At 40.1% G+C, this 13,542-nt stretch carries 14 protein-coding genes; 7 read left to right on the plus strand and 7 right to left on the minus strand.

From position 1 onward, the window contains the following. The 3 genes from ACEO2X_RS06440 to ACEO2X_RS06450 form a co-directional block, all read right to left on the minus strand. Positions 1–108: helix-turn-helix domain-containing protein (locus ACEO2X_RS06440; RefSeq protein WP_178319009.1), on the minus strand; the 108-nt coding region annotated here is incomplete at its 3' end. A 128-nt stretch (positions 109–236) separates the two neighbouring features. After that, complete coding sequence (locus ACEO2X_RS06445) at positions 237–1,091, minus strand: MaoC/PaaZ C-terminal domain-containing protein (RefSeq protein ID WP_131260931.1); 855 nt, start codon at positions 1,089–1,091, stop codon at positions 237–239. A gap of 142 nt (positions 1,092–1,233) precedes the next feature. Next, positions 1,234–2,625 (minus strand): 3-oxoacyl-ACP reductase, encoded by a 1,392-nt coding sequence (locus ACEO2X_RS06450; RefSeq protein WP_371971282.1) that lies wholly within the window; start codon positions 2,623–2,625, stop codon positions 1,234–1,236. Between the two features lie 239 nt (positions 2,626–2,864). Here ACEO2X_RS06450 and ACEO2X_RS06455 point away from each other — a divergent pair, with 239 nt between their 5' ends. Next, on the plus strand, positions 2,865–4,376 hold the full coding sequence (locus ACEO2X_RS06455) for an acetyl-CoA C-acetyltransferase (RefSeq protein ID WP_104852102.1): 1,512 nt from the start codon (positions 2,865–2,867) through the stop codon (positions 4,374–4,376). A 109-nt stretch (positions 4,377–4,485) separates the two neighbouring features. On the opposite strand, the gene aceI is transcribed toward ACEO2X_RS06455, so the two are convergent. Continuing rightward, positions 4,486–4,917, minus strand: a complete 432-nt coding sequence (aceI, locus tag ACEO2X_RS06460) for a chlorhexidine efflux PACE transporter AceI (RefSeq protein WP_371971283.1) — start codon at positions 4,915–4,917, stop codon at positions 4,486–4,488. Between the two features lie 107 nt (positions 4,918–5,024). Here aceI and ACEO2X_RS06465 point away from each other — a divergent pair, with 107 nt between their 5' ends. From ACEO2X_RS06465 to ACEO2X_RS06480, 4 genes are all read left to right on the plus strand, one after another. After that, positions 5,025–5,915 carry a LysR family transcriptional regulator gene (locus ACEO2X_RS06465; protein ID WP_004973259.1) on the plus strand — a complete coding sequence of 297 codons (891 nt, stop codon included), beginning with the start codon at positions 5,025–5,027 and terminating at the stop codon, positions 5,913–5,915. Between the two features lie 89 nt (positions 5,916–6,004). Continuing rightward, on the plus strand, positions 6,005–6,991 hold the full coding sequence (tal, locus tag ACEO2X_RS06470) for a transaldolase (RefSeq protein ID WP_346792357.1): 987 nt from the start codon (positions 6,005–6,007) through the stop codon (positions 6,989–6,991). Positions 6,992–7,087: 96 nt separating this feature from the next. Continuing rightward, positions 7,088–7,750, plus strand: a complete 663-nt coding sequence (gene leuE, locus ACEO2X_RS06475) for a leucine efflux protein LeuE (RefSeq protein WP_004973255.1) — start codon at positions 7,088–7,090, stop codon at positions 7,748–7,750. 83 nt (positions 7,751–7,833) lie between these two features. Then, positions 7,834–9,009, plus strand: coding sequence for a benzoate/H(+) symporter BenE family transporter (locus ACEO2X_RS06480; RefSeq protein ID WP_371971284.1), 1,176 nt, complete (start codon positions 7,834–7,836; stop codon positions 9,007–9,009). A 47-nt stretch (positions 9,010–9,056) separates the two neighbouring features. Here ACEO2X_RS06480 and ACEO2X_RS06485 read toward each other — a convergent pair whose 3' ends face one another. Then, positions 9,057–10,028 (minus strand): alpha/beta hydrolase, encoded by a 972-nt coding sequence (locus ACEO2X_RS06485; protein WP_371971300.1) that lies wholly within the window; start codon positions 10,026–10,028, stop codon positions 9,057–9,059. A 315-nt stretch (positions 10,029–10,343) separates the two neighbouring features. Here ACEO2X_RS06485 and ACEO2X_RS06490 point away from each other — a divergent pair, with 315 nt between their 5' ends. Together ACEO2X_RS06490 and ACEO2X_RS06495 are read left to right on the plus strand one after the other, a co-directional pair. Further along, positions 10,344–10,793 (plus strand): universal stress protein, encoded by a 450-nt coding sequence (locus ACEO2X_RS06490; RefSeq protein ID WP_004973248.1) that lies wholly within the window; start codon positions 10,344–10,346, stop codon positions 10,791–10,793. Between the two features lie 50 nt (positions 10,794–10,843). Further along, positions 10,844–11,290: a universal stress protein gene (locus ACEO2X_RS06495; protein ID WP_004973247.1), complete on the plus strand. Its 447-nt coding sequence runs from the start codon at positions 10,844–10,846 to the stop codon at positions 11,288–11,290. Positions 11,291–11,449: 159 nt separating this feature from the next. On the opposite strand, the gene ACEO2X_RS06500 is transcribed toward ACEO2X_RS06495, so the two are convergent. Both ACEO2X_RS06500 and gorA read right to left on the minus strand, forming a co-directional pair. After that, positions 11,450–11,668, minus strand: coding sequence for a hypothetical protein (locus ACEO2X_RS06500; RefSeq protein WP_004973244.1), 219 nt, complete (start codon positions 11,666–11,668; stop codon positions 11,450–11,452). Between the two features lie 490 nt (positions 11,669–12,158). After that, positions 12,159–13,511, minus strand: coding sequence for a glutathione-disulfide reductase (gene gorA, locus ACEO2X_RS06505; protein ID WP_371971285.1), 1,353 nt, complete (start codon positions 13,509–13,511; stop codon positions 12,159–12,161). Positions 13,512–13,542: the final 31 nt, after the last annotated feature.

Below are 13,542 nucleotides of genomic sequence, written 5' to 3' on the forward strand. Positions count from 1 at the left end.
TCGTGAACGTCCTAACTCCCGAGCAAGGGTAGCGATTGAACTTTTACTTTTCAAAGTAGCATAAATTTCGTATCTTTCATCTTGAGAAAGTTGGGTGTATTTCTTCATTGTGTGCTTTCCAATTGCGAGTTGAAAAAGTCTAATGATTCTATGAATACACCTAACTTTTTCAACTAACTACAAATGTGTTGCACTTGGGATTTGAATCTGCGCAATCTGGGCTTTCGATCACTGAATTAAAGCGCGGTGACAACACCTGTCACATGCGGTTTTTGGTTTTTACTGTTACGAATTAAAAAATCTGTATTTTTAGCGTCCGTTGCAGTTAAAAACTCAACTTTAGATGGCAAATACATAGGTAACTTAAACCACACATCGACTTCATAAGCATCTGGCAAAGTTAAACTAGATAAGGCTTTGGCTTTGCTCCACATGCCGTGCGCAATCGCTTGTTTAAAGCCAAATGCTTTTGCAGTAATCGCGTGGATATGAATTAAGTTAAAATCGCCAGACGTTAAAGCATAACGGCGACCTGTATTTTCAGAAATATCCCATTCAGCTTGAACGGCATAGTTTAGCGCTTTGCTTTCTGCAGGCTTTGCAGCAGCTTTAGTGGTGGTTTTTTGACGTGCTAAATACGTGGTCAAACCTTCCATCACCACCTCATTGCCTACTTTAACGGTGGTAATAAAATCAAACTGTACGCCTTTATCATGTGGTTGCAATTCACCAAATTTACACGACAAGGTCAGTTGTTCATTCAATCCAACTTTACGGCTTTGTTTGACTTGGTTGCGAATATGCACCAAGCCCAAAATTGCAAATGGAAATGCTTCTTGGGTCATCATGTGCATTTGCAGACTTTGTGACAATACAGCCAAATAAATTGCAGGAATATAGCCGTTATTTTTAAAACCTGTCACTGCATTATAGGCTTTTAAGTGCTTTTGATCGACCTTGAATGAATCCACCACATATTCAACTTGCGGCAGAACTTTTTCACCTTTTGGCTTTTTAAAAATTAAGCCCTGAATCACTTTTGGATAGGCTAAATAGGGTTTTGGAAGTTGACTAAAATGGCGAGTATTCATACTGAACCTTTGAGAAGTTTTTCTAATTTATTTAATGGAGTTCTTTCTCCCGCTGGGAGAAAGCTAGAGAGAAGGGTTAATAATCTATCCCCTTATCTCCCTCTCCTAAATCCTCTCCCCAAGGGAGAGAACTTTGAAGGTGTTAAGCCCCTAACAAGCTTTGACCACAAACACGTACCACGTTACCATTAATACCTGTCGATGCCGATGAAGCAAAGTAAGCAATGGTTTCTGCAACGTCTACAGGTAAACCACCCTGACTCATAGAGTTCATACGACGACCTGCTTCACGAATGGCAAAAGGAATTGCAGCAGTCATTTGCGTTTCAATAAAGCCCGGTGCAACCGCATTAATGGTGATACCGTTGTTTAAAACAGGTGCGGTAAATTTCACGACACCAATCACACCAGCTTTAGATGCTGCATAGTTGGTTTGACCCAAGTTGCCTGCAATACCTGAAATTGAAGATACGCAAACGATACGACCATTGGCATTTAAACCATCATTTGCCAATAAGTAATCGTTCACACGCTCAATTGCAGACAAGTTGATGTTAATGACTAAATCCCAAAGCTCTGGTTTCATATTTGCCAAAGTTTTGTCACGGGTAATCCCCGCATTATGCACAATAATATCCAAACCACCTTGCGCAGCGGCAGCTGTTTTAATTTGCTCGCCTGCATCTGCAGCAGTAATGTCAATTGCTAGCGTTGAACCACCAATTTCAGCAGCAACACGGTCTAAATCTGCTTGTTGTTGTGGAACGTCTAGGCAAATAACGTGTGCACCATCACGTGCCAACACATGCGCAATCGCTTCACCAATACCACGGCTTGCACCTGTCACTACAGCAGTTTTACCTGCCAATGGTTTTGCCCAATCTACCTCTACAGTTGCAGCATTCGAGACACGGATCACCTGACCTGACACATAAGCTGAACGTGGTGAAATGGCAAAACGTAACGTAGATTCTAAGTTTGCTGCAGCACCTTGATCGACATAAATTAAGTTAGCCGCAATGCCTTTTTTAAATTCTTTGCCTACCGATTTTACAAAACCTTCCAAAGCGCGTTGTGCAATGGCTTTTTTTACACTGCCTGCAGTTTCTGGTGTAGTACCAATCACCACCACGCGACCAGAAGCCTGAATTTGACGTGCGATTGGGTTAAAGAAATCATAAAGCGCTTTTAATTGTTCTGAGTTTTCAATACCTGAAGCATCAAACACCACCACTTTAAATTTAGATTCTTTATCGCCCGAATTGAACGCACCTAAATTTAAACCTACTTTTGCCGCAGCTTGTTGCAATTCTGCATTGTTGCCTGCATAACTATTGGCATGTACATTGGCTAAAACCTGTGCAATTGATGCAGATAAATCACTTGCAGGGGCTGCACCTAAAAGTACTGCACCTTTTACCACTGGTGTTGCAGACTCAAAACGATCTAAAAAAGTTGGGGATGGTAAACCCAAATTTTTAATGACAAATTTACCAATAGGAGATTTTGCAAATGTTTGGTATTGATCAGTCATGATTATTATCTCTCATAAATTCATTTTTTGATGGATTACACGATATCTTTTAACATCAATATGATGCCAAATGCCCACATTTCAATAGCGTTACCCGTTTGTGCTAAATCATACTTGAGTTAATTATCAGATGTCTTGACCTGAATGCATTCTGCAATGTCATTGTAGTCAATTCAGCTGTCATACTATTGTGCTAATGTACGCATCAAGTAGACCCTTAACATGCTTGGAAAAGCCTTATGAGCAAAACAACTCAAGAAAATCCAGCAGTGGAAAATTCTGCAACGGATTCTGTGTCAAATACATCAACTGCTAAACGTACAAGCAAAAGTAGCAACACTGCAACCCGTTCCAACACGAGTACGACAAAAACTACACGTACCCGCACGACTAGCCGTGCTAAAACAACTGCTTCAACGCAAACAAAAGCACCATCTAATACCAATACCTCTGTTCAACAGGATAAAATTATGAGCCAAAACACTGTTCGCCGCGTTGCTATTATCGGTGGTAACCGTATTCCATTCGCACGTTCTAATGGCGCTTACTTTACTGCATCTAATACAGATATGTTTACAGCAGCATTAAATGGTCTTGTTGAACGATTCAACTTACAAGGTCAGCGTTTGGGTGAAGTTGTTGCAGGTGCAGTGCTCAAACACAGCCGTGACTTTAACATGACTCGTGAGTGCGTACTCAATACTGCCCTTGCTCCTGAAACACCTGCTTACGATATACAACAAGCATGTGGTACTGGCTTGCAGGCTGCTTTTTTAGTTGCGAATAAAATTGCACTGGGTCAAATCGAGGTTGGTGTTGCAGGCGGTGTAGATACGACTTCTGACGCGCCAATCGCATTTGGCGATGGTTTGCGTAAAGCATTGCTTGAATTGAACATTGCAAAAACAGGTAAAGACCGCTTAAAAGCATTAACCAAAATCAACATTAAAGATTTAATGGATGCGCCACGTAACGGTGAACCACGCACAGGTTTATCAATGGGCGACCACCAAGCCATTACTACGTTGGAATGGGGCATCTCTCGTGAAGCGCAGGATGAGTTAGCAGCTTCATCTCACCAAAAAATGGCAGCTGCCTATGACGAAGGTTTCTTTGATGATCTCATCACGCCATTCTTAGGTTTAGAACGTGACAATAACTTACGTGCAGATTCTACTGTAGAAAAACTAGCGAAGTTAAAACCTGCTTTTGGTAAAGGCGACGCGCGCACTATGACGGCGGGTAACTCGACTCCACTAACCGATGGTGCATCTTGCGTATTACTTGCCTCTGAAGAATGGGCAAAAGCCAATGGTCACGAAGTCTTGGCATATTTGACTTTCCAAGAAACTGCAGCAGTTGATTTTGTAGGCAAAAAAGAAGGTTTGTTGATGGCACCTGCGTACGCTGTTCCACGTATGCTTGAACGTGCTGGTTTAACATTACAAGACTTCGACTATTACGAAATTCACGAAGCATTTGCTTCACAAGTCTTGTCGACCTTAAAAGCATGGGAAGATCCGAACTTCTGTAAAGAGCGTTTAGGTTTAGATGCACCTTTAGGATCAATTGATCGTAGCAAGCTGAACGTCAAAGGTTCATCTTTGGCAGCAGGTCACCCATTTGCAGCAACAGGCGGACGTATTATTGCCACTGCGGCGAAACTTCTGAATCAAAAAGGTTCAGGTCGCGTATTGGTGTCAATCTGTGCAGCAGGCGGTCAAGGTGTAACAGCCATTATTGAAAAATAATTCTGCCTAGTTCCAATTTAGATAGCAATAAAAGCCACTTGATTCGCTCAGGTGGCTTTTTTATAGCGCTTAATTTATAGCAGCTCACTTTTAATTAGCCACTAGCGTTTTATCTGACTGAATGTTGCGGAGCATAACCCAATTTCGCTTCGATATGGTCATAACAATATTGAAAAATAAAGGTATAGAGCAAAATACTGAGCGTCATCAATAAATCAATCAAAATTGCCTGCAGCATGGATATTTCTAGTGCATACGCCACCATGGGAATAGTGGCGAGCATTAAGCCACCTTCAAAACCAATTGCGTGTAAAACGCGTATTTTAAAAGTTCTGTGTAGCTGGTGTTGCGCTTCAAACTTTTCAAAATAGTGATTGAAAAACATATTCCACAGCACCGATGTCACCGCCATCGCAATGCCTAGACCACCTGTCACTTGCATTGGCATTTCAAACACATAACTTAATACCAAAGCAATGATGACCAATAAAATCACTTCATAACTCAGGGCATGTACCCATCTTCTTTTGGAAATCAACATCTGCTTACTCAAATACTTATCCTTCCCCGCTTATTTTATTTTCATTTAATTGACCAATCGAGTTAGAATCCATCAATAATATTGAAAAGTAAAACGAATGCTCAGCCATGAATATCAATCAAGATCAGCTGATTATTTTTATCACCGTCATGGAAACGGGTTCTTTTTCTGCAGCTGCACGCCAATTGGGCAAGGTGCCTTCGGCAATTAGTATGTCCATTGCTAATTTAGAAATTGATTTAGACCTAAAACTGTTTGAACGGATTGGGCGTGAACCTTTGCCTACCCCACAAGCGCAGAGTCTTTACGAAAAAAGCAAACAACTGCTCATAGAAATGAAGCAATGGAAACAACATGCTTTTGCGCTCAGTTCTGGGCTGGAAGCACACTTAAATATTGTGGTGGTGTCTGAATTACTACACACTCGCTGGACAGATTATATTGTGTTACTAGAACAGCAATTTCCTGAATTGCAGATCAATATTTTCTCTGCGCCACAAGAAGATGCACTGCATTTACTCATGACTCAAGCAGCGGACTTGGCCTTTATGTTTGAACGCGAACAATTACAAAGCAGTGAACAATTTGTGGAATTAAAACGTGAAATTTTAGTGCCTGTCGCTGCCCGACATTCACCGCTGGCTGAATCTGATCAAGTCAGTTTTGAACAGATTTTACAAAATCGGCAAATTGTAGTGGCGAGCCGTGATCGGCAGATTAAACCCGAGTTGTTATTTTCTAAGCACTATTGGCGTACCGATAATCATCATTCTGCCTGCAGTATGATTAAGCAGGGTTTAGGCTGGGGTGTCTTGCCCTTGGAAATGCTGAATGAACATCCTGAACTACAACACGAATTAAAAATTTTACAGCTGCTAGATTTCACCCCAAAATTTGAATATTTTGTCGATTTGGTCTGGAGCCGAGAACATCAATTGGGCGCTGCTGCTCATTTTTTGATTAATCACGTCCGAAATCTAAGAAAAACTGGTAAATAATCCACAAACCCGCTTGCTTGGTACTTGGGTTAAAAGCTGTTTGTGATATAACTGAATGTATAAGCAATAACCTAAGAACTAGATCTCGAATGACACAGACAGCCTTAAATCAACTAAAAAACTTAACCACCATTGTTGCAGATAGTAGTGACTTGGCTGCGATTGAAAAGTTTCGTCCTTTGGATGCGACCACCAACCCATCACTCATTACGGCGGCTGCAAATCAACCTGAAAATAAAGCGTTGATTGAAGCTGCATTTGAGCAAGCCAAAGCTGAAGGTTATACAAATGATCTATTGGTTGAGCGCAGCATTGATATTTTAACGGTCAAATTTGGTGTAGAAATTTTAAAGCTGATTGAAGGTCGTGTTTCGACTGAGGTGGATGCTTCTTTGTCTTATGACACTGATGCGACCATTGCCAAAGCCAAAGAACTTTTAGCACTGTACCAAGCTTATGGTGTTCATTCAGACCGCATTTTGATTAAGATTGCATCGACATGGGAAGGCATTCAAGCGGCGAAAGTGTTGGAAGCCGAAGGCATTCACACCAATTTAACCTTATTGTTTGGTTTACATCAGGCACATGCTTGTGCAGATGCCAAAGTGACGTTGATTTCACCATTTGTGGGTCGTATTTTAGATTGGTATAAAAAAGCTGAAAATGTCATGTACTACCCTATTGAAAAAGATCCGGGTGTACTTTCGGTGAAGAAAATTTATCAATTCTATAAACAGCATCAAGTACAAACTGAAATTATGGGCGCGAGTTTCCGTAGTATTGATCAGGTTTTGGCTTTAGCTGGTTGTGATTTATTGACCGTTGCACCAAATTTATTGGCAGAACTTGAAGCTGATGAACGAGAAGTCGCTGCAGCGTTATCGACCAATGGCATTCAAGTTCAAGCTGAACCACTGGCAGCAATTGAAAAGGAACAATTCAAAGCGCAACTTGAGGCAGATTTGATGGCGTTCCAATTGTTACAAAGCGGCATTGATGGCTTTATTAAAGCGCGTGAGCAACTTGCCACCCTATTACGCCAGTCTTTCGGCTTAGATGCAGAGATTAAAGCTTAAGCTTTAACCTATCCCAGTAAAATTCCAAAATTTTTACTAAGCCACAAAACCGATGTTGTTATACTGCAACATCGGTTTTTATTTAGGTGAGTTTGCGTGTTTGGTATTAGTGACCTCAGCACTTTTATAATTGGCACAACCTTAATTGTGCTCTTGCCTGGCCCAAACTCACTCTATGTCATGTCAGTGGCTTCACGCTTTGGGATACGCACAGGCTATGCAGCTGCTTTCGGTGTATTTACGGGTGATCTGATTTTAATTGTGTGCACCATTTTAGGGGCAGCCTCATTATTGCATGCTTTTCCATGGCTATTCACCTTATTAAAAGTAGTTGGTGCGCTCTACTTAGGCTATTTAGGTATTAAACTACTGATTGCAGCCTATAAAACATGGTTTCCACAAACCAGGACTTCGCACGCCAATCTTTCTACAACAGCAACGAGCAATACAACTGAACGGGTTCATCCCTACCGAACTGCTTTAATGATTAGCGTTATTAACCCAAAAGCAATTTTGTTTTATTTGTCTTTTTTTGTGCAATTCGTCAATCCTGATTACACCTACCCGATGCTGAGCTTTGCTGTTTTAGCCATCGTCCTACAAATCATTAGCATGGGTTATTTATCTATCTTGATTTTTTCAGGAGTCAAATTAGCCAGTTATTTCAATCAACGCTATAAAATTGCAGCCATTTGCGTTGCAAGCATTGGTATTTTGTTCTGCGGTTTTGGCTTTAGACTGGCAAGCTCAACGCTATAAAAAAAGTATAAAAAACACTTTTGACTATTTGTTCAAATGTGTATGATCTGTTCATAAATTATAGAAAATATGTCTAAGAAAGCATGCAAAAACTTTTAAATGACTTCTCTGTGCCTGCAGTATTTGCAGGTTTTATTACCTTCTTGGTCGGTATTAGTGTTTCCGCGGTTTTAGTCATTCAGGCAGCACAAATTTTAGGCGCAAGTGCTGAGCAAATCAGCTCTTGGTTTTGCGCGTTGGGTTTAGGTATTGGTCTAAGCGGGCTGATTTTATCTTGGAAATTTAAATATCCTGTGGCGACCTCATGGTCTACCGCAGGCTTGGCACTGATTATCGCCACGGGCAGCGGTTATAGCTTACACGAAGCAATTGGCGCATTTTTGTTTTGTGGCGTACTCACAGCAGTGCTTGGCTTTTTGGGTATTTTTGAAAAGGTACTGACTTATATTCCACAAAGCTTAACCAGCGCCATGTTGGCAGGTGTGCTGCTTAAATTTGGGATTGCCCTATTTACCAGTCTGCAAGAAGCATGGGCATTTATTTTGTCTTTATTGGCGGCTTATGTATTGGCAAAACGATTTAGCCCACGTTATAGCATTGTTTTAACTGTATTGATTGGTGTCGCGTTATGCCCAATCTTCTTACAATTTCAAATGCCGAGTGTGCAATCGAGTATTGCACAACCAGTTTGGATGCAACCTGAATTAAGTTGGTCTGCTATTTTAGGTTTAGCCCTGCCTTTGTTTGTCATTAATATGGCGTCGCAATATTTGCCCGGTCTTGCCATGATCAAAAGCTATGGCTTTAACCCGAATGTACGTCACTTAATTGGTTGGACAGGCACAGCACAAGCGATTTTCGCGCCATTTGGATGTTTTAGTGTCAATATCGCATCCATCAGTGCTGCGATTAGCTTAGATGATCAATCGCATCCCGATGCCAGTAAACGCTATATTGCGGGAATTAGCTGCGGTTTGTTTTATATCTTGATGGGGATCTTTGCTGCAACGCTCACCAGTTTGTTGATGTCATTCCCAGCTGTTTTTATTACTGCTTTGGCAGGAATTGCACTGCTTGGCACTATTGGACACAACATCGCCCTCGCCTTTCAGCACGTTACAGAGCGTGAAGCCGCTTTATTGACCTTTTTATTTAGTGCTTCTGGGGTGCAGTTTTTTGGTATTGGTTCTGCATTTTGGGGACTGATTTTTGGTTGTGTGGTTTTGGCAGTTTTAAAGTTTAAACAAAGCAAAAGCTAAATAACTTAAGCAGTTAAAAAACACTTTTTCTGAAGCATCGTATTGATTTATTGTATGCGCGATACATTAGGGTCTGCTGTGCTTCGGATAAATTCTACTGTTTTAGCAAAAGTTTGCTGGCTTTCTTTTTGGTGCATAAAAAATTGATATTCGTGAATTAACCATACTTTTGTATCTGGATAAAATGCTGTCGTCACAGGAATCTGCTGTTGCTGTAAAGCATGCAGCATCGGCATAGATTGAGTTTCTGTTAAAAAGTCTTTGTTACCACCACTGATAAATACCGCAGGATAGTTTGCCGTTAAATGTTGAATAGGCGAAATATTCTTCAGAAATTCACTGTCCTGTTTCCGATCTCCCGTGTAAGCCTGCACCAAATTATAAACACCCCACTCTACGATATTCATTTCATCTGGCGCAGTTTCAACAAACGCTTTTAGATCATAAATCCCGCAGTGCAAAATCAGCCCTTTAAGTTGTTTGTGCTGAATAGTCGGCTGTAAATTAGACTGCTGTGCAAATGCAGGATTACTCAATAATGCGGCATAATGGCTAGCTAAATTCGCCCCTGCAGAATCGCCTGCTAAATATAATTGTTGTGGATTAAGCTGATATTTTTCTGCATGTTGCGTGATGTAATTTAAAGCCTGATCAATTTGTTGCAACTGAGTAGGATAAGTTGCATGCGGGGCAAATTGATATTGTACGGCAATTACATTAAAGCCCTGCGCGGCTAATAATTTAAAATAGCCACGTGCATGTGCTTTTGAGCCCGCAATCCAGCCACCACCATGAATCCAGACAATTGTCGGGCGTGCGGCTAAATCTTGCAATTGACTGTTTTGATACAAGTCAAAACTCAAATTAGGCTGCGTTGCATACACAATATCATGTTGCACTTGTATATTTTTGGGTGCATAGCGATCCATGATTTTCTGCTGCAAGCCTGTGGTGAGATTAAATGCACTAGCAATGATTCGACTGTTCTGCTGCGTGGTTTGACAAGCACTTAACAACATAAAACACAGCAACATCCAAATTATTTTCAAACCACATTTCCCTCAAGATTCATACGCCCAATTCAAACCCAAGTAATTTAAAATTAAATTATGAAGGTCTATTTATTTTTGCAAATTTAGCATCTTATTTTATCGTATAGCTTTGCCGTTGAGTTGAGTAAATTCATCATCTTCAGCTTATCTTTTCTTTCAGCAAATTTGGCGGGTAATTAAATGAATTATAAATCTTTTTTCAGATTTTAAATTGAACCTATATAGACTATATGCTATCAATAAAGTGTAAGGCGAATAATCATAATTTCTGGAGTTACCCGCATGTCGTACCAAAATATTTTAGTCCCTGTAGATGGTTCACAAATTTCTTTTTCAGCGGTCAAACATGCAGCTGAAATTGCCAAAGTATTTAACAGTAAACTCACCTTAATTAGCCTTGTTGCGGAAGACCCATTTACTGATTCTGACTTTTACTATAATTATTCATCTGCCATTATGAAAGAATACTTTGTGCAAGCGACAGCCAATGCACAAAAGGCATTAAAAGAAGCAGATGAAATTGCGAAAGCAGTGGGTGTAAATGCAGAAACTCGCGTGGTTGAGGGTTTGGTATCTGCTGAAGGTGTAATCAAAACTGCGAAAGACTTAAATGCCGATGTGATTGTGATGGGTTCACATGGTCGTAAAGGTTTCCAAAAATTATTATTGGGTAGCTTTGCCACAGACGTATTACGTCATACAGAATTACCTGTGCTTGTAGTTAAAGCTTAATCACTATTTTAAGCCATATTTTCATCATAAATTTTTAATAAGGATTTGCCATGACAACTTATAAACACTTACTTGTTCCAGTAGATGAGTCACCTATGTCTTATGCTGCAGCCGAACAAGCACTTTCATTGGCAAAAGATCTAAATTGCCCTGTTACTATTATGAGTGTAATTGCAGTTGATCCTTTTGTAGGCGTGGACTTCTACAAAGTTGCACCAGCAATTACCGATTATTTCATGCAGGCTGAACAAAATGCACAAAATCGTTTGGCTGAAATTCAGCAATCCTTTAGCCGTGAAGGTATTTCGGTAGACACCAAAATTATCCGCGGTGTTGCAGCCTCTGAAGGGATTGTACAAATTGCCAATGAAATTGGTGCTGACCTGATTATTATGGGTTCGCATGGCCGTACTGGAGTGAAAAAGATGATGCTCGGTAGCGTTGCCCAAAACGTACTGACTCAGTCTCCTGTTCCTGTTTTGATTGTTAAGGTTTAATTCATTACCAACTGTGCTCTGCCACAGTAAAAGATAAAATAAAAAAATCCCGTTCGCCAATGAACGGGATTTTTCTGGATAAAACTTTTAAAAGCTTTTCTAAATTACATATTATGCAATCCAGTTTAGCTAGGTTGAATATTCATTTCAGACCAAAACTTAATTAACCCGATGCGGTAAACGGAACATTTCATGCGTATCGGTATAAAAACTGCGACCATCTAAATTCAGTTCAATTTCCTGACCACATTCCAACAACACATGTTTTCCGACTTCGACCCATTTAAAACCATCACGGGTATTTTGCTTTTTCTTTGATGCCACCAAAGACACCATAATTTCGCGACCATTCACTGCTTTCGCAAGCATTGTTTGCATTTTTTTCAATATTTACACCAATTCATTTATAACTTACAAATCAAGCTCAAATTAAAATTTTGAGCATAGTTTTTAATACAACAACATTCATCACACTTAATTTGCAGTGCATAGAAAATAAATGCAGCACAGCATGATGATGAATAACTACGAGAGAATAGAGATATTTTTATTGTACAAGTTATATTATAACATAGATTTAAAGTCTTTGCAGCATGGACTACAAAGTTGTAAAGATAAACTTAATAAAACAAAAATTTCTTAATCAAACCTTAATCATTTTCGTGAGATAATCTACCCCAGACACAATGGATGGTGTTTGATCGCACAAGCCCACTTCGGTGGGTTTCTTATTAGGCTAACTAAATAACGATAACAAACTTTATCTTTCTGACGTTTATCTTCTGATTTTTTATCTACAAATTTCAAAAATAAAAAAGAGTATGGATTTTTTTAACCCATACTCTTTGTGTGCGACTACGCTACTCCATTAGCGCATAGTCACAAATTCTTCTGCAGCAGTTGGATGAATTGCGACAGTATTGTCAAAATCTTGCTTGGTCGCGCCCATTTTGACCGCGACTGCAAAACCTTGCAAAATTTCATCCATGCCATAGCCAATACCATGCACGCCCACGACTTTCTGTTCATCACCAACGCAGACCAATTTCATTTTAGACACTTGACGATGCTGAGTTACAGCCGTGTACATTGAGGTAAAAGAAGATTGATAGACTTTGACCTGATCTTGCCCAAACTGTTCAATGGCTTGCGCTTCACTTAAACCCACCGTACCAATAGGCGGATGACTAAAGACCACCGTGGCAACATTTTGATAATCTAAATATTCATTTGGTTTGTGATTGAATAAACGTTCAGACAATTTACGTCCTGCGGCAACAGCAACGGGTGTCAGCTCAATTTTTCCAATAATATCGCCCACCGCATAAATACCTGCTTGGCTGGTATTTTGGAATTGATCTACTGCGATATATCCTTTTTCATCAATCTGCACATTTGCAGCAGCCAAGTTCAATGCTTGTGTATTTGGTTTACGTCCAACTGCCCAAATCAGACAATCGACCTCATGCTGTGAACCATCTTCAAGATGTAATAACAAAGACTGATCCGCTTGGCGAGTGACTTTCTTTGGAATGGCTTGCGTATGCACTTGGATATGTTCATCACGCATACATTCAAGTAATGTTTCACCTAAAAATTGATCTAAACTACGCAGCGGCAATTGTTTACGAATAAACAATCCAACTTCTGAACCCAACGCATTTAAAACACCTGCTAACTCTACGGCAATATAACCCGAACCGACAATTGCCGTGCGTTTTGGTAACTGTTGCAATTCAAAGAAACCGTTTGAATCAATTCCTAGCTCTGCCCCTTCAATATCTGGACGTGTTGGCTCAGTTCCTGTGGCTATTAAAATGTGATCTGCAGTGTATTGCTGCTGATTTACTTCAACTGTTTTTTCATTTACAAAACGAGCAAAGCCCTGAATCACATCAACATTGTTTTTAGCTAAACCTGATTGATACGATGCATGGATACGCTGAATATAAGCTTGACGATTTTGAATTAACGTATTCCAATCATGCGATTTTAATTCAGTATTAAAACCATAATCTGGGCCGTATTTTTGAATAGCATCGGCGATTTGCGCAGAATACCACATCACTTTTTTAGGCACACACCCCACATTGACACAAGTCCCGCCCAAATCTGCAACTTCAATTAATGCACATTTTTTACCATATTGCGCCGCGCGATTGGCCGAAGCAATACCACCACTTCCTGCCCCAATTACCAAATAGTCATAATGTTTAGCCATTTCATGCCTCAATTTTTCGTGATTTTTTAGA

The sequence above is a fragment of the Acinetobacter sp. AL9 genome, from assembly GCF_041464035.1.
Classification (GTDB): Bacteria; Pseudomonadota; Gammaproteobacteria; order Pseudomonadales; family Moraxellaceae; genus Acinetobacter; species Acinetobacter towneri.